The following is a 20,611-nucleotide window of genomic DNA, read 5'->3' on the forward strand; positions in this document are numbered from 1 at the left end:
CCCTAATCCCCTGAGGTGATTGTCGGCCAAAGGGCCGTAATGTTCTGGCAGTTGGCTTGGATTTCCTTCATCCGATTCACCACCGACTTGACGCCCGGCCAGACCTTCTTCGATCCCACATCGATCACGTAGCACATCGGCCCATGTGCCTCGCCGTGGCTATGCAGATAGGTTTTTCCGTATTCTTGCAGAAGCGCAGAGGCAAACGCGCCGCCATCCTCACCAAGCGGAAACGTCTTAGGGAAATGCAGCTTAACCGCCCCTACTAACTGCGCTCCCTTTTTGCCCGGCGCCGTCAGAATGATGTCGGGCCGAATGGAAATTTCGACGTTGTGGACAGTCAGCTTTGGTGGCGAAATGCTCCCCGAGCTGAGGTGTTGCGTCTTTGAAATCGATGTCATCGAGCATGGTTTGGAACGCTTCTAGCGCGTCAATATTTGCCTCGATTCGCCGCTGAGTTCCGATCTTCTCAGGCGTCTGTTGCTCTAGACTCGCGATTGCTTTGTCGAGGACCGCAGTATTCTCAAGATTAGAAGACAAGCATAGGGATATAGCCTCAGTAGCTTCTCTGTAATACATCACCTTATAATCTTGCGGAAACTTCTGATCCCTCAATATTTGCCGTTGACGCGGCGCTTTGGCTTGAATAAATTCTGCTAGCTTATTCAAACTGATACGTGGTTGCTTAAACGAGTCCTTGGCCATTTTATCCCCTTCTGAAGGAACCCGGACATGGACGAATACTTTGCTTCCTTGCCTGTAACAAATGCAACCGTAATTTGCGTTGGCGGCATCACCACACGCGAAGTCCAGCAAGCCAATGATGACGGGATCGCTGTAGACGGGAGCGGCTACTACCTGTTTCTGGCGAACGAGGCTGAGCCAAAGCAGCCCATCCAAATCCTCGCCAAGTTCGTCTCAGAGAGAGAAGCGGGCCGGTTCGCTCGCCTGCTTTCGTCCAGATCGGCCGCGTAAAAGAAACGGCCCCAGCGAGGGGGCACAAGCTGAGGCCGCTATTTGCACTCTTCGTCCAGACGCCGCCGGTGGGGGCGCAGCACCCGGACATAGGACAAACCCGGCCGACGCCGCGCTCGTTCCTAAAAGAAAGGCCCCGGCACCTCTGGGGGCCTAGAGGCCGGTGCCGGGGCAAGTCGTCCTATGTTAAATCGGGACGTGACCCGACAAAGGCAGGCTAACGATGGAACTCGGGGGCGGCCACTTTTTTCCCGATCCGTAGTCACCCGGATGTTGATGTCCTAATTCCCGGTAGCGAGTGTCCTAACTAGGACAGCACCCACGATTCGCCGGTCTTGCCGCCGCCGTCGGGGGATGCCGGCGGGACGGGCCGCGGCGCGACAATCGTTGCGGCCGCCGTTTCCGAAGCGATCTCAACGGTATGGCCGAGTAGCCGACGTAGGGGCCAGGCCGGGATATGGCGGAAAATCGGCCCATCTCGGTTGACATTTAACGGTCCGATGGCTTAGAACCCGGCCGTCCCGCGCGGCAGGCCGCTTGTCGGGATAAATCCCATTTGGCCGACTTTTGGCTTGCCCAGGTTATTGGCTTGCCCGAGTGTTGGCATTGATCAGGTACGGCCTCCAACACGGGCCTTTCGAAGTAACAGGATTGTCCCATGAAGGTCCGTAACTCGCTGAAGTCGCTGCGCGGCCGCCATCGCAACAACCGTCTGGTCCGCCGCAAGGGCCGCGTCTACGTGATCAACAAGGTTCAGCGCCGCTTCAAGGCGCGCCAGGGTTGATCCGAGCGGTCGATCCCGCGCGGATCGCCGGCTGATTCCAATATCCTTCACAGGTCTTTGACGCCGCGCTGCTTTGCAGTGCGGCTTTGTGCGTCTAGACTTCGGTGATGGGATTAAATTTCTTTGGCCCGACCAACCGCCGGCTGGCGATCCTGATCGCCGCGCTTCTGGCCATGCCCGTCGCGGTCTTCGCGCAGGACGATCCGCGGGTGATCCCGCCGCCGAAGGCCCAGAAGAAACTGCCGGAAGCGCCGACCAAACTGCCGAAGGTTCCGGCCGACCGCACCCGCGGGCTGGATTTCCTGTTCGGCGCGCTGAAGGCCGCGCCCGATGAGGACAGCGCCCGCCATGTCGAGGCGCGGATCTGGGCGCTGTGGCTGCAAACCCCGAGCGATACCGCCGCGCTGCTGATGGTGCGCGCCAAGGCTGCGCTCGACGCCCAGAATGTCGATGTCGCGCTGAAGCTGCTGGATGCGGTGATCAAGCTCCGGCCCGACTATGTCGAGGCCTGGAACCGGCGTGCGACGATCTACTACCTGAAGAACGACTACGTCCGTTCGCTGGGAGATCTGCAGCAGGTGCTGACCCGCGAGCCCCGCCATTTCGGCGCGCTGGCGGGTGTCGGCATGATCATGCAGGACATGGGCGACGACAAGCGCGCGCTGGACGCCTTTCGCAAGGCGCTGGCTGTCGACCCCTACCTCGAGAAGGTGCCGCAGATCGTCAAGCAGCTGACCGAGAAGGTCGAAGGCCGCGACATCTGATTGCCTACGATTGATCGCGATCGCGGTCCGATGGACGCGATGGGCACGCTAGCACGAGCTTGATGCTTGCTCGCGATACGGTCCGGCGCAGGAGACTAGTGCAGGAACTTGCCGCGGGACGCGTTGTCCTGGGCGATGGCAGCATAGAATTGCTGAAGCTCCGCCTCCAGGTGCTCATTCACGAGCAACAACGCCTTCAGGGCGCCGCGCAGGTCGCCATTGCAACTCGCCACGATCTGGTCGATGGCAGCATCGCTAGGGTCGGAAATCATGGTACTCCTCCGATTACTTCCCGTTGAACTCGTCGTGCGGACGCGGGTTCCTGTGGATACAGTGTATAAGCCCAGAAGCATCCAGGTAGCGTCCCGGTTTGGATGAAGCCTCGCGTCTGATGGCGAAATTGCCACCGGCAATCTATGAAATTACTAATGACGCAGGTATGAACCCGCTATCCACAGGCTGGGCGCATTGTGGACAACTCTATGCCCGGCGCGAGCCCGGAAAATCGACATTGGCTTTCCGAACTAGAGCGGGCCCGGGCAGGGCCCAAATCCGGCACTGGGCGAAACCAGATTTCGGCTACTCCGTAATTTCGGGGTGGCCAATACCCTTCAGATACCCAACTCCCTTCAGGCACCCGACAGGCCCCGGACCCTCTCGATGTTGACCGCGATCATCGTGCTGGCGGCCGCCGGGCTGGCGCTGGCCCTGGTGCTGGCCTTGGCAACGCTAATCGGCGTGGCGCTGATCCAGCGCGCCTTTCCGCCGCAGGGGTGCATGGTCGATGTGGCCGGCGCGCGGCTGCACGTGGTCGAGTTCGGCCCGCGCGATGCCGCGGGGCCGCCGGTCGTGATGCTGCATGGCGCCAGCTCCAACCTTCAAGCGATGCACCCGCTCGGCGAGCGCATCGCCAGGACGCGTCGGGTGATCCTGATCGACCGGCCGGGGCATGGCTGGAGCACGCGCGAGCACGTTGCGGATTCGACGCCTGCGGTCCAGGGTCGGATGATCGCGGAGGCGCTGACCAAGATCGGCGTCAGCAGGGCGATCGTGGTGGCGCATTCCTGGGCCGGCGCGCTCGCGCTGCGCATTGCGCTCGATCATCCGGAGCGCGTTGCCGGCCTCGTGCTGCTCGCCCCGGTCGCCTATCCCTGGCGAGGTGGCGCCGGCCGCTATAACGACGTGATCTCGACGCCGCTGATCGGACCGTTGCTGGCGCACACGATCACGCTGCCGCTCGGCCTCCTCGTCGCCAATTCGGGCGCGAGCGGTGTGTTCGCACCGCAGCCGATGCCTGACGATTTCGTCCGTGACAGCGCGACATTGCTCCTGCTGCGCCCGCGCGAGTTCATCGCCAACGCGCGCGACCTCGTCACGCTGAAGGCTGCTGTGGTCGAGCAGGCGCCGCGCTATGTGGAGATCAAGGCGCCGCTGTCAATCATTTCGGGCGACGTCGACAAGACGGTCACGACCAGGATCCATTCGCGGTTGCTCGCCGCCACAGTGCCACAGGCAAAGCTGATCGTGCTGCCCGACGTCGGCCACATGGTGCAGTACGCCGCGCCCGATCTCGTGGCGTCGGAGATCGAGGCGATGGCCGGCCGCATGACGCGGCCGATGGTGACGGCGCCATAGCTGCCGCGCAGTCGCCGCGCGAATGTGATCCGGCAAGACTTGCGTCGCTGCGTGGCGCCGAACATCATGTTGCCGCGCGGTATTCCGATTTCATCAAAGGACGTCTCTCATGCGGATCGACAACATCGCCGACCTCATCGCCGAAACCCTTGCCCAGGCCGGCGTGAAGCGCATCTACGGTGTCGTCGGCGACAGTCTCAACGGCTTGACCGAGGCGCTGCGCAAGCGCGGCACGATCGACTGGCTGCATGTGCGCCACGAGGAGGTGGCGGCGTTCGCCGCGGCCGCGGAATCCCAGATCACAGGAGATATTGCGGTGTGCGCGGGCTCCTGCGGCCCGGGCAATCTGCATCTCATCAACGGACTGTTCGACGCGCATCGCAGCCGCACCCCGGTGCTGGCGATCGCGGCACAGATTCCGTCGGCCGAGATCGGCGGCGGCTATTTCCAGGAGACCCATCCGCAGGACCTGTTCCGCGAATGCAGCCATTATTGCGAGCTGGTGTCGGATCCGGCGCAGCTGCCCTACATGCTGGAGAACGCGATCCGCGCCGCGATCGGCAAGCGCGGCGTCGCCGTGTTGGTGCTGCCGGGCGACGTCGCGATCCGGCCGGCGCCAAAGCGCGACATCGCGCCGAATGCGGGCCTGCTGCCGCCGGTGCCGGTGGTGCGTCCCGCCGATGCCGAATTGAACGCGCTGGCCGGGCTGCTCAACGGCGCAAGGCGCATCACGCTGTTCTGCGGCCGCGGCTGCGCCGGCGCGCATGACGGTCTGCTCAAGCTCGCCGAGACGCTGAAGAGCCCGATCGTGCATGCGCTGGGCGGCAAGGAATATGTCGAATACGACAACCCTTACGACGTCGGCATGACCGGCTTCATCGGCTTCTCCTCCGGCTATGCCGCGATGCATGGCTGCGACGTGCTGCTGATGCTGGGCACCGATTTTCCCTACAAGCAGTTCTTCCCGACCGGCATCAACATCGCCCAGGTCGATCTCCGCCCCGAAAATCTCGGCCGCCGCTGCAAGCTCGATCTCGGCATCGTCGGCGACGTCGGTGAGACCATCGCCGCGCTGCTGCCGAAGCTCAACCCGAAGACCGATCGCAAGTTTCTCGACGCCAGCCTCGCGCATTACAAGGACGCCCGCGCCGGGCTCGACGATCTCGCTCGCGGCAAGCCGGGCTCGAGCCCGATCCATCCGCAATATCTGGCGCGCCTGCTCAGCGAGCAGGCCAGCGAGGACGCGGTGTTCACCGCCGACGTCGGCACGCCGACGATCTGGGCCGCGCGCTATCTGAAGATGAACGGCCGCCGCCGGCTGGTCGGCTCCTGGGTCCACGGCTCGATGGCCAATGCGATGGCGCATGCGATCGGCGCGCAGGCGGCGCAGCCGGGACGGCAGGTGGTGTCGATGTCCGGCGACGGCGGCTTCGCGATGCTGATGGGCGATCTGATCACGCTGACCCAGGCCAAGCTGCCGGTGAAGGTCGTGATCTTCAACAACAGCGTGCTCGGCTTCGTCGCGCTGGAGATGAAGGCCGCCGGCTTCATCGAGACCGGGGTCGATCTGAAGAATCCGGATTTCGCGGCGATGGCCCGCGCCATGGGCATTCACGGCGTCAGGGTGGAGGATCCCGGCGAGCTCGAGGGCGCGATCCGCGACGTCTTCGCGCATGACGGCCCGGCGGTGCTCGATGTCGTGACCGCGACGCAGGAATTGTCGATGCCGCCGACCATCACGCTGGAGCAGGTGAAGGGCTTCAGCCTGTGGGTGCTGCGTGCCGTGATGAGCGGCCGCGGCGACGAGGTGGTCGATCTCGCCAAGACCAATCTCTTGCCGCGCTGAGCGCAACAAAAGCGTCCGCCCTGGCTGGAGCACAGGGCGGACGCCGTCCGATACCGCCGATTACTGCTTCTGCTTGCCGTCCTTGTCGAAGGACGAAATGTACGCCCAAACGTTCTGGGCCTCGGTCTCGTTCTTGATGCCGGCGAACGCCATCTTGGTGCCGGGGATCTTGGCCTTCGGATCCTTGATGTATTCGAGGAACTGCTCCTTGTTCCAGGTGATGCCGGAATTCTTGTTGGCATCGGAATAATTGTAGTCCGGTGCGGAGCCGGAATGGCGGCCGTCGAGGCCGTTGAGCTCGGGGCCGACCTTGTTCTTGGCGCCTTCGCCGATCGCGTGGCAGGCGAGGCATTTGTTGAACGAGGTCTTGCCGGCGGCGGCATCCTGCGCCAGCGCGGAGGATGCTGTGGCCAGCGATGTGACGACCGCCAGCGCGCTCAAGGTCTTTAGGTTCATGGGGTTCTCTTCGTTTCGTCCCGGGGGGTAGTGATCTTTTGTGGCATGTCCGGCTTGGACAGGACAAGCCACGAAACTTTGACAGGTTTCATGACCGCCCGCTTGTCCGAGAGAGAACTCGTCATTGCCGGGCGGGGCAATCCGACCTTCGGCCGGGTGACTGTAACAAGGCGACTGAAACAGGTGCAGACGTGATTGATTTGTCGTAACAAATCGGCAAAGGGCAAACGCCCGCCGAGGGAACAGCAATGTCCATCATGATGCCGGCGGCCGACCAGGCCGTGCTTGCTCGCCGCGCCGAAATCGTGGCCGCCTTGCGCGCCATCGTCCCGGGTGAGGGCGTGATCGACAGCGCCGCCGAGATGCTGGCCTATGAATCCGACGGCCTGACCGCCTATCGGCAGCCGCCGATGGTCGTGGTGCTGCCCGATACCACCGAGCAGGTCGCAAAGGTCCTCAAATACTGCCAGGGCCAAGGCATCAAGGTGGTGCCGCGCGGCTCCGGCACCTCGCTGTCCGGCGGCGCGCTGCCGCTCGCCGACGCCGTGCTGCTGGGCCTCGGCAAGTTCAAGCGGATTCGCGAGATTGACTTCGACAACCGCGTCGTTGTCACCGAGCCCGGCGTCACCAACCTTGCGATCAGCCAGGCGGTCGCCCATGCCGGCTTCTACTATGCGCCCGATCCGTCGTCGCAGATCGCCTGCTCGATCGGCGGCAATGTCGCGGAGAATTCCGGCGGCGTGCACTGCCTGAAATACGGCATGACCACCAACAACGTGCTGGGCTGCGAGATCGTGCTGATGTCGGGCGAGATCCTGCGCATCGGCGGCAAGTCGGCCGAGAATGCCGGCTACGATCTGATGGGCATCATCACCGGCTCGGAGGGCCTGCTCGGCGTCATCACCGAGATCACGGTGCGCATCCTGCAGAAGCCGGAGACGGCGCGCGCGCTGATGGTCGGCTTCGCCGAGGTCGAGGCCGCCGGCGAATGCGTCGCACGGATCATCGGCGCCGGCATCATCCCGGGCGGCATGGAGATGATGGACAAGCCCGCGATCCACGCCGCCGAGGCCTTCGTTCATGCCGGCTACCCGCTCGACGTCGAGGCGCTTTTGATCATCGAGCTCGATGGTCCCCAGATCGAGGTCGACGAGCTGATCTCGCGGGTCGAGAGCATCGCCAAGGGCTGCGGCTCCGTGACGCTGCAGATCTCCAATTCGGAGGCCGAGCGCAACCTGTTCTGGGCCGGCCGCAAGGCGGCGTTCCCCGCGGTCGGGCGCATCTCGCCGGACTATCTCTGCATGGACGGCACCATCCCGCGCGGCGCGCTGCCGAAGGCGCTGGCGCGGATCCGCGACCTCTCGGAGAAATATGGTCTCGGCGTCGCCAATGTGTTCCACGCCGGCGACGGCAATCTGCATCCGCTGATCCTCTACGATGCCAACAAGCCGGGCGAGATCGAGAAGGCCGAGGCGTTCGGCGCCGACATCCTGCGCTGCTGTGTCGAGCTCGGCGGCGTGCTCACCGGCGAGCACGGCGTCGGCATCGAGAAGCGCGATTTGATGCCGGAGATGTTCACCGAGGTCGACCTCAACCAGCAGCAGCGGCTGAAATGCGCCTTCGATGCCGAGGGCCTGCTCAACCCCGGCAAGGTGTTTCCGACGCTGCATCGCTGCGCCGAGCTCGGCCGCGTCCATGTCCACGCCGGCAAGCTGGCCTTCCCGGACATCCCGCGGTTCTAGTACCGTCGCAGCAGGCCGACCGCCGCGCCGCTGTCGCCATATGCGGCGCAGGCTCTTTCCGGGTCTTCGATCAATTCCGAGCGGACGCGCTTGAAGGTCTTTCCGGCCGCTTCGGACACTTCGGGGCGGAATTTATCCGGATCGTAGTCATTGCCGTCGTGGGCCTTGATGGCCGCGTCAAAGGCGTTGATCAGTGCCATCGCGGCATCAGGGCTGCCGAGCGCTCTGGCGCCGAGTTGAACGCCGCCCGCACCGTTGGCCTCATAGCCGGTGCAGCGTTGTTCGAGCACGGCGGCTGCGGTGGCGAGCTGTTCGAGGAACGTCGCCTCGGCGTCGGTGAGAATTGCGGCACGCGCCTGTCCTGCCACCATCATCGAGAGCAGCGCGACGGCTGTCAGTTTGATGTTCATTGGGGCGATTCTCCCTGCGGCGGTCGAGCCGCGATCACAATCACCGGTCGCCGAACGATACATTTCGACGGATTGCGCTCACCAGCCGATAACCTTAACCGATGCTTGCCGCGACGACCGTCAGGGCCACCGCTGCGCGTCGTGCAGTTTGCGGCTTGCACCATTTACACGGCCTTCAACTGTTCCCCGGTATTTTCGCAAGATGCACGTCTTCGGGAGCACATCGATGCCCAGCCTGGCCGATCAGCTGGCGCTTTCGCGCAATCGGCCCGCGGGTTTCGACTACATGCGGATCGCGCTGGCATCGACGATCATCTGCCTGCACGGCGCGAACGTGACGCTCGGGCTCGGCCGGGCGCTGGAAATCCAGAGCACGCTTCGCATCGGCATCGCGATGATCCTGGCGCTGTTCTTCTCCCTGAGCGGCTTCCTGGTGACAGCAAGCCTGCAGCGCTGCAAGAGCCTGATTTCCTTCCTCGGCCTGCGCGTGCTTCGGATCGGGCCCGCGCTCGCGGTCGAGACGACGCTGTCGGCCATCATCATTGGTTCGGTCTTCACCGAACTGCCGTTGGCGGAGTATGTCGCCGACCCGAAATTCCACGCCTATTTTCTCAATATCGTCGGCGACATCCATTACGAGCTGCCGGGCGTATTCCTGCACAATCCGCTGCCGGACGTGGTGAATGCCCAGCTCTGGACGGTGCCGTACGAATTGTGGTGCTACGTCGTGCTGGCGCTGCTCGCGGTGACCACGATCTGCTTCAACCGGGTGGCCTACCTTGTGTTCCTGGTGGTCGTTCAGGTCGCGCTGGCGAGCTACGACATCTACCGCTGGGACGAAGTGCCGATCCAGCTTCGCCCGCATCTTCTGGTGTTCTGCTTCCTTGCCGGCGTCGGCTTCTACCTCTGGCGCGACAAGGTGCCGTTCAACCGCACCGTCTGCCTGCTGGCGTTGGTGGCCTGTGCCGCCGGCATGGCCACGGGACGCGGCGACGCGCTGGCGCCGGTGCCGGCCGCCTATGTCGCATGCTATCTCGGCCTGATGAATCCACGGCGGAGCTGGATCGTATCGTCAGGCGACTACTCCTACGGGCTCTATCTCTATGGCTTCGTCATCCAGCAATGCGTTGCCTCGTTCGGCCCGCCGGTCCAGCATTGGTATCTGAACATCCTGATCAGCCTGCCGCTCGCCTTCGGCGTCGCCGTCGCGTCCTGGCATCTCGTCGAGAAACATGCGCTTCGGCTGCGGGGTCATGTCGAGACGCTTGAGGCCGCGGTGCTGTCGCGGATCGCGATCGTCGGTTTCTGGCGCAAGCCGCCCGAGCGGGTCGAGCTGCACGCAAGGCTCGGCAACAGCAGCGCGTCGATCTGACCTGCGCCCGCGGGAAGGGGAGCCCCGGTTCTGATTGAATCAGAACCGAGGCTCCAGCTTCTTGTTTTGACGCGTTTTCTTCGCGCGAACCGGGGCCACTTCGCTCGAAAACGCTCTGGTATCCTCCCCGCCGCGCCACCGTTCACAGCAGCGCGTATTGCGTCCGCTCGCGCTTGGCGAGCAGCGGCAGCGCCTGCTCCGCGATATAGGTCTTGAAATAGGCGCTCTCCGCATGCGCCTTGAACGCCGCTTCGTCCTGGAACAATTCGTAGAACAGGAACTGCGCCGGATTGTCCTTGCCGCGGCCGATCAGGAACAGCTTGGTGCCGGGGTCCTTCTGCGCCTCGGGCAGGAAGCTGTCGAGGATTGCCGCGACCTTGTCGGCCTGGCCTTCCCTGGCTTCCCATTGCGCGACGACCAGAAGGCCTGACGTGTTGATCGCATCGCTGATGGTTCTCGTGCTCATCGCATAGTGCTTCATCTGCATTCCTCCGTTGTTTTGCTCCGATCGCGCTTGCGATCCGGCCCAGGGCGAGACGCCGGCGATCGTCATGATCGCGGCGAACGAGCCGATGGCCGATCGTCGGGTGAGCATCATCGTCGTGGTGGGAGCTTCCGAACGCTTCATGATCGCCTCCAGATGATTGGCGCCAACCGTCATGCCGGCCGAACCGCAAGGCGAGAGATAGTGGATCGCTCGTTGAACTCGGTTAGGTGGCGATCGAAGTGTCGATGTCGTGAACATTTCGATCATGATCGAAGCGTTGCGGCAGCGCGACGTGCGACAAATGGATGACTTAGACCAACGCTGGAGCCGGCCATGCAGACCATCGCCCCCGAGCTTGCCGAACTCGCCGCCCTGATCGCCGATTCCGGCCGCGCCGGCATCCTGTCGCGCCTGATGGACGGGCGCGCGCAGACCGCGAGCGAGCTGGCGCGGGTCGCGAGCGTCACGCCGCAGACCGCGAGCTGGCATCTGGCGCGGCTGGTCGAGCGTGCGCTGCTCAAGGTCGAGCGGCGCGGTCCGCGCCGCCTCTACCGGCTGGCCACCCCGCTGGTTGCGCAGATGCTCGAGGGGATGATGACGGTCGCGGCGATCGATCCGCATCCGTCCCGGCCGCCGCCGTGGATCGATGCGGAAATGCGCCGCGCCCGAACCTGCTACGACCATCTTGCCGGCGAGCTCGGCGTCGCCGTCACCGACGCAATGCGGGAACACGGCCACCTCCACCTCGACCAGGAAGCCGGCGAGCTGACCGCGTCGGGCCGCGCATTCCTCCGTGATCTCGGCATCGACCTGCGTGCGCCGGCGCGAAGCCGGCGGCTGTTGTGCCGGCCCTGTCTCGACTGGAGCGAGCGGCGTCCGCATCTGGCCGGGCGGGCAGGGGCCGCGGTCGCCGACCTCGCGTTGCAGCGCGACTGGATCCGGCGCCGGCCGCAGGGCCGTTCGGTCGAGATCACCGAGGCCGGGCTCGTCGCATTCAGGGACCTGTTCGGCGCGCGCATTTGATTTCGGAGCCGAATTTCGATACCGCCTAGCGGGTGGAAACGCTCAAAGTCAGAGACATCAAGGATGTCGAAGAGGTGGTGCGCGCGGCTGTCGCCAGCGAGCAGCCGCTCGAGGTCATCGGTCATGGATCGAAGCGCGCCATCGGCCATCCGATGCCGACCAATGCGGTACTCGACGTCTCGGTGCTGAACGCCGTCACGTCCTATGAGCCGAACGAGCTGATCATCAGCGTCGAGGCCGGTGCGCCGCTCGCCGACGTGCAATCCCTGATCGATGCCAAGAACCAGCAATTCGCCTTCGAGCCGATGGACATTTCGGTGCTGCTCGGCGGCGCGGGCGCCGGCACGATCGGCGGCATGATCGGTGCCGGCCTTGCCGGTCCGCGCCGCATCAAGGCCGGCGGCATCAGGGATCATCTGCTCGGCGCCCACGCCGTGTCCGGGTTCGGCGACAGCTTCAAGACCGGCGGGCGGGTGGTGAAGAACGTCACCGGCTACGACCTCTGCAAGCTGCTCACCGGATCCTGGGGCACGCTGGCGGTCATGACCGAGGTGACGCTCAAGGTCATGCCGAAGCCGGAAGCGGAACGCACCCTGGTGCTGCGCTCCCTCGACGACGTCACGGCCAACAAGGCGATGACGGCGGCGCTGGGGTCGCCCTTCGACGTCTCGGGCGCGGCGCATCTGCCCGGCTCGGTGCTGCGGTCCGCAACCGGGGCGCTCGCCGGTCTCGCGGCCGCCGGTCAGCCGGTCACGCTGGTGCGGCTCGAGGGGATCTCGGCCTCGGCGGCACACCGGGCCGCGTCGCTGAGCCAGACGCTTTCATCCTATGGAACGGTCGACAGCCTTGCTGACGACGCCTCGGTTGCGATCTGGAGCGCGCTGCGCGACGTGGCGCCGTTCGCGACAAACGGTGCGCTCGGTGCCTGGCCGGTGTGGCGCATCGTTTGCCCGCCGGCCTCAGGCGGCGCGCTGGGCCAGGCGCTGGCGCGCTCGACCGGCGGCGACGTGATCTATGACTGGGGTGGCGGGCTGATCTGGGCCGCGGTGCCGCCCAACGCAGATGCGCAGGCCACCCTGGTCCGCGGCCAGGTCGAGGCGATCGGCGGACATGCCACCCTGCTCCGGGCCACTGAGGATGTGCGCCGTGCGGTCGACGTGTTCCAGCCGCAGGCCGCCGGGCTTGCCGCGCTGGGCGAACGTGTCAGGGCGAGTTTCGATCCGAGGTCGGTCCTCAACCGCGGCCGGATGACGAAAGGCCTGGGTGCATGAAGACCGAGTTTACCCTGGCGCAGCTCGCCGATCCCGACATCCAGGAAGCCGACAAGATCCTGCGCGCCTGCGTGCATTGCGGCTTCTGCACCGCGACCTGTCCGACCTATGTGCTGCTCGGCGACGAGCTCGATAGCCCGCGCGGCCGCATCTATCTGATCAAGGAGATGCTGGAGAAGGACAAGCCGCCGACGGCGGAGGTGGTCAAGCATATCGACCGCTGCCTGTCGTGCCTCGCCTGCATGACCACCTGTCCGTCGGGCGTCAACTACATGCACCTCGTCGACCAGGCCCGGGTCAGGATCGAGCGGGACTATCAGCGGCCGCTGACCGAGCGGCTGCTGCGGTCGGTGCTCGCCCTCGTGCTGCCGCGGCCGGGCTTGTTCCGGATCAGCATGGTCCTGGCCGGGCTCGCCCGTCCGTTCGCAGCGCTGCTGCCGACGCCGTCGGTCGGCGCGTCGAGCCCCGGCCTGCTGCGGCGGATCAAGGCGATGCTGGCGCTCGCGCCGCGCGGCCTGCCGCAGCCGGGACCGGCAGCGGGAACCGTGTTTGCAGCGACCGGCCGGCGGCGCGGCCGGGTCGCGCTGCTGCAGGGCTGCGCCCAGCAGGTGCTGGCGCCGCGCATCAATCAGGCCGCCATCAACGTGCTGACCCGGCACGGCGTCGAGGTGGTGCTGGTCAGGGACGAGCAATGCTGCGGCGCGTTGACCCATCACATGGGACAGGACGGCGACGCGCTGGCGCGCGCGCGGGCCAACATCACGGTGTGGCAAAGGGAAGCGGACCAGAACGGGCTCGACGCCATCCTGGTGACGACCTCGGGCTGTGGGACAGTTGTCAAAGACTACGGCTACCTGCTGCGCGAGGACAAAACATTCGCCGAGCCGGCGCAGCGAATCTCGGCACTGGCGAAGGATATCACCGAGTATCTCAGCACTCTCGAGCTCGCACCTTCAACGCAGAAGGGCGACGTCACCGTCGCCTATCACTCGGCTTGTTCGTTGCAGCATGGACAGAAAATCACTCAACTTCCGAAAGAATTGCTTTCCAAGAATGGATTCGTGGTGAAAGATGTACCTGAGAGCCATTTGTGTTGCGGTTCGGCGGGGACCTACAACATTCTCCAGCCCGACATTGCGAGCAGATTGCGCGATCGCAAGGTCGCCAATATTGCGCTTGTCAAACCGGACATGATCGCCGCGGGCAATATTGGGTGCATGGTTCAGATTGCCGGCGGTACGTCAGTTCCTGTGGTGCACACGATTGAGCTTCTCGATTGGGCGACAGGAGGTCCCCGGCCAGGATTGAATTGATCGACTGCCACTCGAGCATGATCCGGACCTCAGCCTTGCCCTGACGCAACGTGTCTGACGCAACTTGTCTTACGCAATGTGTCTGAAGCAATGTGAAGGACCGGCGCTTCCTCGGCCACAGACGCGAAGCGATCGCGCGGCCATCATGCCCGACAAGCGAAGTGGAGGGTGCCTCTCCCCGAGGTGCAGCCAACGTCCGGCAAGCGATCACTTCAATACGCCCGGCGGACTCACATAGCGGCAACAGGAGGACCACGATGGCGAAGTCGAAGAAGGCGAAGAAAAGCAAGAAGGCCAAAAAGGCCAAGAAGGCGGTAGCGGCCAAGAAGAAGTCGGCCAAGAAGTCCGCGAAAAAGTCGGCCAAGAAGGCTGCGAAGAAGTCAGCAAAGAAATCGGCGAAGAAGTCAGCCAAGAAGGCTGCGAAGAAAGCCGCGAAGAAGGCTGCTCCGAAGAAGGCCGCGCCCAAGAAGGCTGCGAAGAAAGCTGCCAAGAAGAGCGCTCCGAAGAAGGCCGCCGCGCCCAAGCCGGCTGCCCCGGTCGCAGCACCGCCGGCGCCCGAACCTGCGCCGCAGCCGGCCCAGAGCTGGGCCACGCCGAGCCACGAGCCGGCGCCGAGCTGGGGCACCTCCGACGGCGAGCACCACTAACCGAACCTGCATTGGTTCACCTGATCGAAGCCGCAGCGGACGCCGCTGCGGCTTTTTCCGTATCGACAGTCCGTAGTTTTGCGGAGCGGACGATTCGCGTCGACGCCGCCCGCAGGCGCGTCGAACCGTTGCTCGTTTCCGGCTGAGTGGGTCGTTCAACCGGAACGGGAGCCTCAGTCTTGTGGTGCAAATGCAACACCCGCCAACCAACGTGTGGCGTCACTGCCAGAACGCCTAAAAAGTCGGCAGATGCATGTCTTTTCGCCTTCTCCAAAATGGGGGTGCGTTTCAGATTGATCACACGCGATTGAGTTGCAGTCCGTTATCGCGCGCCCTGGGGGCCACCGGAACTGGGCTGTCTGGAAAAGTAGATGGGGATCGTCATGAAGAAACTGGCTTTGTTAGCAACGGCGCTAGCAATGATTTCGAGCTCGGCAATGGCAGCTGACATGGCGGTGAAGGCCGTCAAGGCGCCGCCGCCGGCTCCCTTCGATCCCTGGGATATCGCCTTCGGCGCCGGCATCGTCAGCGACTACATCTTCCGCGGCGTCACCCAGTCGAACCACAACCCGTCGGTCACCGCCTATTTCGAGCCGCGCTACAACGTCAACAAGGACCTGCAGCTCTACATCGGCACCTCGACCGAAAGCATCTCGTTCGCCAACCGCGCCGCGGCTGAGGTCGACGTCTACGGCGGTATCCGCCCGACCTTCGGCGCCTTCGCCTTCGACATCGGTGTCTGGGGTTATCTGTATCCGGGCGGAACCTGCTACTTCGGCGCGCCGTTCGACACCGCCGGCAAGCCGCTCAGCCCGGAATGCGCAGTCAACGCTCTGGCGAACGGCAACGTGATGAAGAAGGACGTCTCGTTCTTCGAAGTCTACGGCAAGGTGACCTACACCATCAACGACAACTGGGCGTTCACGCTGAACGAGTACTACTCGCCGAACTTCCTCAACACCGGCGCCTGGGGCAACTACTCCTCGATCATCGGCAAGTACACCGCGCCCAGCACCGTGTTCGGTACCAGCGGCGTCGGCATGTACGTGTCGGGTGAGTTCGGCCGGCAGTGGCTCGGCACCTCGGACAGCTTCTACGGCGTCCCGGCGTTCCCGAACGGCATCAAGTATGCCGACTACAACACCTGGAACATCGGCATCGGCTTCACCTACAAGGTGTTCACGCTCGATCTGCGCTACTCCGACACCGACCTGTCGAAGGGTAATTGCAGCGCCTTCACCAGCGATTTCACCGCCGGCGGCACCACCAACGTCACCCCGATCAATCCGGGCGGCACGGGCTCCAACTGGTGCGGCGCGGCTGGTATCGCCAAGCTCTCGGTCGACCTGACCGCGATGTCCAACCTGAAGTAATTTCCTCTTCCGGGGATCAAGGGGCGGCAGAGCAATCTGCCGCCCCTTTTGTTTTCGGTGGCTTGGTTTTCGGCGGCCGGTGCTGCGGCTTCGATTTCACCTCTTCCTAGGGAGAGGTGACCCGCGCCCGCGGCCCTCGCTCCGCTCGCCTATGACGCCGGAACCTCGACCCTGTCGCGCAAGGTGAAGCGCTCGCCGTCACGGACCAGCGCGACGTTGTGCTCGTGGAACGCATCGAGCGTCGAGCGATGGCCGATCGACACCACCGTGGTGTCGGGCAGCTTCTCGGCGATCAGCCGGTAGAGCGCGGCTTCCGACGGCTCGTCGAGCGAGGCGGTCGCCTCGTCCAGGAACAGGAATTGCGGTGCGTGCAGCAGTGCGCGGGCGATGCCGAGCCGCTGTTGCTCGCCGAGCGACAGCATCCGGTTCCAGTGCGCCTCTTCCCCGAGCCGCGCCGCGAGCTGCGGCAGTCCGACGGCGGTGACGACCTCGCGCACCCGCGCCGCGTCGAATTTCGCGGCCTCGCCCGGATAGACCACGGCGTCGTGCAGTGACCCGATCGGCAGATAGGGACGTTGCGGCAGCATCATCAGCGTGGCACCGGCGGGGACATTGATCGCGCCCTTGCCGAACGGCCAGATGCCGGCGATGGCGCGGAACAGCGTCGACTTGCCGGCGCCGGAGGGGCCGGTGACCAAGGTGCGTGCGTTGCCGGGAAGGCTGAAGCCGTCAGCCGCGAGCAACGGCTTGCCATCGGGCAGGGTGACCACGAGATCGTCGAGTTCGATGCCACGGTCGCCGGCGGGCTTGACGTGGATGATGTCCTGCCGCTGTGCGAGCGCATCGCCGCCGCGGATCGAGCTCTCGAAGCCATCAAGTCGTGCGACCACCGATTGCCATTCGGCCAGCGTCCGGTAGGCCGTGATGAAGAAGGACAGTGACTCCTGCACGCTGCTGAAGGCGGAGGCGGTCTGCATCATGCCGCCGAGCTGGATCTTGTTGGCGAAATAGGCCGGTGCGATCAGCACGTATGGGAAGATCACGGCGGCTTGCGAATAGGTCGCAGTGAAGGCGGTCAGCTTCTTGGTTCGCTGCATGATGTCGAGCCAGTTCCCGACCACGAATCCGAAACGATTGAGCAACCGCGTGCGCTCCGCCGGCTCACCCTCGAGCAGCGCGATCTGCTCGGCGTTCTCGCGGGTGCGCACCAGGTTGAAACGGAAATCGGCTTCGAAGCGCTGCTGCCGGAAGTTGAGGTCGACCAGCGGCCGGCCGATCAAATGGGTCAAGGTTGTGCCGAGGATCGCGTAGATCAGTGCGCCCCAGACCAGATAGCCGGGAAGCGCGATGTCGTTGCCGAACAGATGCAGCGGCGCCTGATTGGACAGGCCCCACAGGATGACCACGAAGGATGCAAGCGTGACCACGGAGCTCAACAGTCCGATCCCGAGCGTCAGGGTCTGTTCGACGAAGCGCTGGGTGTCGTCGGCGATACGCTGGTCCGGGTTGTCGGCCGCATCGCCGAGCAACTGCATGCGGTAGTGGTTGGCATCGTGCAGCCAGCCGCCGAGATAGCGCGTGGTCATCCAGCGCCGCCAGCGGATCTGCAGCCATTGATTGAGATAGAGCTGGTAGACTTTCAGGGCGATCCAGAACGCCGCGAGCACGCAGAAATAGCCGATCTGATAGGTGAAGACCGCCTGATCGCGTTCCTGCAGCGCATTGTAGAAGACATTGTTCCAGCGGTTGAACAGCACGGTGAGAAAGACGCTGGCAAGCTCGATGACAATAACCGCGGCCAACAGTCCCCGGCCTGCCCATTTGTCATCGGAGTTGAAATAGGGCGAGGCGATGCGCCACACCGTCGCGAGCGTCGAGCGAATGTTTTTCACAGATTATCGTCTCCGGGGAAGCGGCCACAAAGGCCTGAAGAATCGGGACAATCAGGGCGATCCTCGACTAAAGTCGTAGGTCTGGCATGCAAGCGTTGGCTTGTCCCGGCGATCGAGTCAACCCTAGCATGACGACAACGGCGAGGGGCGGGGGACCTTCGATTTTTCGCGAGGATGTGAGCGATCCTTACCGATCGTTCATTCGCGAGCCGGGGCTACGACTTTTCCGACGGACTCCCGCATTCGCACCAGCGCGTCTGGCCGCGCCGATGCCGGCGCGCTGCATAAAAATGTGGGAAGGATCCCGAGATGAACACCTGGAATCAAATCTACAATCCGCTGGGCAATGCGGGGCTGTCGACGATCGCCGCCGCGGTTCCCGTGGTCACGCTGCTTGTCCTGATCGCCAGCGGCAAGGTGAAGGCGCATATCGCCGCCATCATCGCCGTGATCGTGACGAACCTGATCACGATCTTCGTCTTCACGATGCCGGCCGGCATGTCGGTCCGCGCCACGCTGCTCGGCGTCGTCACCGGGTTCTTCCCGATCGGCTGGATCGTGCTCAATGTCATCTTCCTCTACCAGGTCACGGTGAGGTGCGGAAAGTTCGAGCTGCTCAAGCGCGCGGTCGGCGGCGTCACCGAGGATCGCCGCCTGCAGCTGCTCTTGATCGCATTCTCGTTCGGCGCCTTCTTCGAGGGCGCCTCGGGGTTCGGCACGCCGGTCGCCATCACCGGCGCGGTGCTGATCGGGCTCGGCTTCTCGCCGCTTGCGGCCTCCGGCCTGTCGCTGATCGCCAACACCGCACCGGTCGCGTTCGGTGCGCTGGGCACGCCGATCCAGGGCCTTTCTTCGGTCACCGGGCTCGATCCCTATATCCTCGGCGCGATGGTCGGCCGCCAGTTGCCGCTGTTCTCGCTGATCGTGCCATTCTGGGTGGTGTGGGCGTTCGCGGGCTGGCGCGGCATGAAGGAAGTGTGGCCGGCGATCCTGGTCACCGGCGTGTCGTTCGCGGTCCCGCAATATGTGATCTCGAACCACATCAATCCGTGGATCGTCGACATCGGCGCCTCGCTGATCTCGATGGGCGCGCTGATCCTGTTCCTGAAGGTGTGGCAGCCGCAGCAGCTCTGGCTGTCGCCGAAACTGCGCGGCCGCGATGAATCGGCGGCGACGATGGCTTCCGCTCCGCCTCTCGACAAGACGCCGCTGACCCAAAGCGAATTGTGGAGCGCACTGCTGCCGTGGATCATCGTCTGCATCCTGATGTTGATCTGGGGCAACGGCGCCTTCAAGACCTGGGCCAACGCCAACTTCACCTGGAACTATGCGGTCCCCGACCTCGACAAGCTGATCTTCAAGGTGCCGCCGGTGGCCGCCAAGCCGACGCCGGAAGGCGCGGTGTTCAGCTTCACCTATCTGTCGTTCACCGGCACCGGCATGCTGATCGCGGCGATCATCTCGGGTCTGTTGATGGGCTTCTCGCCGCTCAAGCTGATCGCCGAGTATGGCCGCACCATCCGCATCTGCGCGATCTCGCTGATCACGATCTCGGCGATGCTGGCGATCGGCACGCTGACCCGGCTCTCCGGCGTCGACGCCACGCTCGGTCTCGCTTTCGCCGCGACCGGCGTGCTGTATCCCTTCTTCGGCACCTTGCTCGGCTGGCTCGGCGTGGCGCTGACCGGATCGGATACCGCCTCCAACGTGCTGTTCGGCAATCTGCAGAAGATCACCTCCGAGCAGCTCGGCCTGTCGCCGATCCTGATGGCGGCGGCGAACTCGTCCGGCGGCGTGATGGGCAAGATGATCGACGCGCAATCGATCGTGGTCGCCTCGACCGCCACCAACTGGTACGGCCACGAGGGCTCGATCCTGCGCTACGTGTTCCTGCACTCGATCGTGCTGGCGTGCCTGGTCGGTCTGTTCGTGACGCTGCAGGCCTATGTGTATCCGTTCACGGAGCTGGTCTTGAAATAACGCGGCGAGGCGTCGCCCAAACGAAATCCCCGCGGGTCACGAGCCCGCGGGGATTTGCATTTTCAAGCTATTTTTCTCGGGCGGCCAAGCTGGCCAATCCCGGCCTCGTCCCATAGAAGGGGCGGCATCAGAGCATGATCCGGAAAAGTGGAAGCCGGTTTTCCGAATGGATCATGCTCAAGAGCGATCCTGGGAATGGCATGTTTCGATGAAGCGGATTCTGAACGGCGGCATGGCCGCGTTGGCGCTCCTTGCCGCGGCTCTTGTCGCGATTCCAGCCGAGGCTCAGGAAGGCTTCCCGTTCGGCGACGTGATGACGCTCGACGCCGCGCGCATGCCGGGCTCCAAGCGGATCCCCTCGATCGAGGTCGGCGACAATGGCGAGGTGATCCTCGAGCTCTGGTGCGATGGCGGCAAGGGTCAGTTCTCGGTTGCCGGCAACACCATCGTCTTCGTTCCCGGCGCGATGGAGAACCGCAACTGCACGCCGGACCGGGCGCAGGCCGACAAGGATCTGCTGGCGGCGCTCGGCGACATGACGAGCTGGCGGCGGCACAATGAAGAGGTGATCTTCTCCGGAAGCAAGTCGCTGCGCTTCCTGATCAACGGCAACTGACCGCGGTCGATCGCGTCGGCGCAGG

20 protein-coding genes are annotated in these 20,611 nt (G+C 64.2%); 14 read left to right on the forward strand and 6 right to left on the reverse strand.

Features of this window, described 5'->3' with window-relative positions; all coding sequences use genetic code 11:
• Positions 1 to 2 precede the first annotated feature (2 nt).
• A complete protein-coding gene (locus FBZ93_RS41090) occupies positions 3 to 401 on the reverse strand; it encodes a hypothetical protein (protein ID WP_208764016.1) in 399 nt (132 codons plus the stop codon).
• A gap of 331 nt (positions 402 to 732) precedes the next feature.
• Here FBZ93_RS41090 and FBZ93_RS15595 point away from each other — a divergent pair, with 331 nt between their 5' ends.
• The 3 genes from FBZ93_RS15595 to FBZ93_RS15605 all read left to right on the forward strand — a co-directional run bounded on the left by FBZ93_RS15595 (position 733) and on the right by FBZ93_RS15605 (position 2,523).
• The gene (locus tag FBZ93_RS15595) at positions 733 to 975 is read left to right on the forward strand and encodes a hypothetical protein (protein WP_146986806.1); all 243 of its coding nucleotides are present in this window, start codon (positions 733 to 735) and stop codon (positions 973 to 975) included.
• A gap of 658 nt (positions 976 to 1,633) precedes the next feature.
• Positions 1,634 to 1,759, forward strand: coding sequence for a type B 50S ribosomal protein L36 (gene ykgO, locus FBZ93_RS15600; protein ID WP_002718645.1), 126 nt, complete (start codon positions 1,634 to 1,636; stop codon positions 1,757 to 1,759).
• 107 nt (positions 1,760 to 1,866) lie between these two features.
• The gene (locus FBZ93_RS15605) at positions 1,867 to 2,523 is read left to right on the forward strand and encodes a tetratricopeptide repeat protein (protein WP_146986807.1); all 657 of its coding nucleotides are present in this window, start codon (positions 1,867 to 1,869) and stop codon (positions 2,521 to 2,523) included.
• Positions 2,524 to 2,618: 95 nt separating this feature from the next.
• Here the strand turns inward: FBZ93_RS15605 and FBZ93_RS40615 are convergent, their stop codons facing one another.
• Positions 2,619 to 2,795 (reverse strand): hypothetical protein, encoded by a 177-nt coding sequence (locus FBZ93_RS40615; RefSeq protein ID WP_167529057.1) that lies wholly within the window; start codon positions 2,793 to 2,795, stop codon positions 2,619 to 2,621.
• Positions 2,796 to 3,183: 388 nt separating this feature from the next.
• Between FBZ93_RS40615 and FBZ93_RS15610 the strand changes: the two genes are divergently transcribed.
• Both FBZ93_RS15610 and poxB read left to right on the forward strand, forming a co-directional pair.
• Positions 3,184 to 4,158, forward strand: a complete 975-nt coding sequence (locus tag FBZ93_RS15610; RefSeq protein ID WP_146986808.1) for an alpha/beta fold hydrolase — start codon at positions 3,184 to 3,186, stop codon at positions 4,156 to 4,158.
• 109 nt (positions 4,159 to 4,267) lie between these two features.
• A complete protein-coding gene (poxB, locus tag FBZ93_RS15615) occupies positions 4,268 to 6,004 on the forward strand; it encodes a ubiquinone-dependent pyruvate dehydrogenase (protein WP_146986809.1) in 1,737 nt (578 codons plus the stop codon).
• 60 nt (positions 6,005 to 6,064) lie between these two features.
• Here the strand turns inward: poxB and cycA are convergent, their stop codons facing one another.
• Complete coding sequence (gene cycA, locus FBZ93_RS15620; protein ID WP_146986810.1) at positions 6,065 to 6,460, reverse strand: cytochrome c-550 CycA; 396 nt, start codon at positions 6,458 to 6,460, stop codon at positions 6,065 to 6,067.
• 248 nt (positions 6,461 to 6,708) lie between these two features.
• Here cycA and FBZ93_RS15625 point away from each other — a divergent pair, with 248 nt between their 5' ends.
• Positions 6,709 to 8,202, forward strand: coding sequence for an FAD-linked oxidase C-terminal domain-containing protein (locus tag FBZ93_RS15625; protein ID WP_146986811.1), 1,494 nt, complete (start codon positions 6,709 to 6,711; stop codon positions 8,200 to 8,202).
• On the opposite strand, the gene FBZ93_RS15630 is transcribed toward FBZ93_RS15625, so the two are convergent.
• Entirely contained in the window at positions 8,199 to 8,612 is a 414-nt protein-coding gene (locus tag FBZ93_RS15630) for a hypothetical protein (RefSeq protein WP_146987051.1), read from the reverse strand. The genes FBZ93_RS15625 and FBZ93_RS15630 overlap by 4 nt on opposite strands.
• Positions 8,613 to 8,838: 226 nt before the next feature.
• Here FBZ93_RS15630 and FBZ93_RS15635 point away from each other — a divergent pair, with 226 nt between their 5' ends.
• Positions 8,839 to 9,984 (forward strand): acyltransferase family protein, encoded by a 1,146-nt coding sequence (locus FBZ93_RS15635; protein WP_246667503.1) that lies wholly within the window; start codon positions 8,839 to 8,841, stop codon positions 9,982 to 9,984.
• Positions 9,985 to 10,126: 142 nt separating this feature from the next.
• Here the strand turns inward: FBZ93_RS15635 and FBZ93_RS15640 are convergent, their stop codons facing one another.
• Positions 10,127 to 10,612, reverse strand: a complete 486-nt coding sequence (locus FBZ93_RS15640) for a putative quinol monooxygenase (RefSeq protein WP_246667504.1) — start codon at positions 10,610 to 10,612, stop codon at positions 10,127 to 10,129.
• A 192-nt stretch (positions 10,613 to 10,804) separates the two neighbouring features.
• On the opposite strand from FBZ93_RS15640, the gene FBZ93_RS15645 reads away from it, so the two are divergent.
• The 5 genes from FBZ93_RS15645 to FBZ93_RS15665 all read left to right on the forward strand — a co-directional run bounded on the left by FBZ93_RS15645 (position 10,805) and on the right by FBZ93_RS15665 (position 16,098).
• Positions 10,805 to 11,494, forward strand: a complete 690-nt coding sequence (locus FBZ93_RS15645) for an ArsR/SmtB family transcription factor (RefSeq protein ID WP_146986813.1) — start codon at positions 10,805 to 10,807, stop codon at positions 11,492 to 11,494.
• Positions 11,495 to 11,526: 32 nt separating this feature from the next.
• The gene (locus FBZ93_RS15650; protein WP_146986814.1) at positions 11,527 to 12,765 is read left to right on the forward strand and encodes an FAD-binding protein; all 1,239 of its coding nucleotides are present in this window, start codon (positions 11,527 to 11,529) and stop codon (positions 12,763 to 12,765) included.
• Entirely contained in the window at positions 12,762 to 14,078 is a 1,317-nt protein-coding gene (glcF, locus tag FBZ93_RS15655) for a glycolate oxidase subunit GlcF (protein WP_146986815.1), read from the forward strand. The genes FBZ93_RS15650 and glcF overlap by 4 nt, the downstream gene beginning before the upstream one ends.
• A gap of 257 nt (positions 14,079 to 14,335) precedes the next feature.
• Positions 14,336 to 14,725, forward strand: coding sequence for a histone (locus FBZ93_RS15660; RefSeq protein ID WP_074129708.1), 390 nt, complete (start codon positions 14,336 to 14,338; stop codon positions 14,723 to 14,725).
• Positions 14,726 to 15,108: 383 nt separating this feature from the next.
• Positions 15,109 to 16,098, forward strand: a complete 990-nt coding sequence (locus tag FBZ93_RS15665) for a TorF family putative porin (RefSeq protein WP_146986816.1) — start codon at positions 15,109 to 15,111, stop codon at positions 16,096 to 16,098.
• 149 nt (positions 16,099 to 16,247) lie between these two features.
• Here the strand turns inward: FBZ93_RS15665 and FBZ93_RS15670 are convergent, their stop codons facing one another.
• On the reverse strand, positions 16,248 to 17,990 hold the full coding sequence (locus FBZ93_RS15670; protein ID WP_146986817.1) for an ABC transporter ATP-binding protein/permease: 1,743 nt from the start codon (positions 17,988 to 17,990) through the stop codon (positions 16,248 to 16,250).
• Positions 17,991 to 18,299: 309 nt separating this feature from the next.
• Between FBZ93_RS15670 and FBZ93_RS15675 the strand changes: the two genes are divergently transcribed.
• A complete protein-coding gene (locus FBZ93_RS15675) occupies positions 18,300 to 19,970 on the forward strand; it encodes an L-lactate permease (protein WP_146986818.1) in 1,671 nt (556 codons plus the stop codon).
• Positions 19,971 to 20,178: 208 nt separating this feature from the next.
• Positions 20,179 to 20,586 (forward strand): META domain-containing protein, encoded by a 408-nt coding sequence (locus tag FBZ93_RS15680; RefSeq protein WP_167529058.1) that lies wholly within the window; start codon positions 20,179 to 20,181, stop codon positions 20,584 to 20,586.
• The last annotated feature ends 25 nt before the right edge of the window (positions 20,587 to 20,611 follow it).

The organism is Bradyrhizobium macuxiense (genome assembly GCF_007993935.1).
In the GTDB taxonomy this organism is placed as follows: Bacteria; Pseudomonadota; Alphaproteobacteria; order Rhizobiales; family Xanthobacteraceae; genus Bradyrhizobium; species Bradyrhizobium macuxiense_A.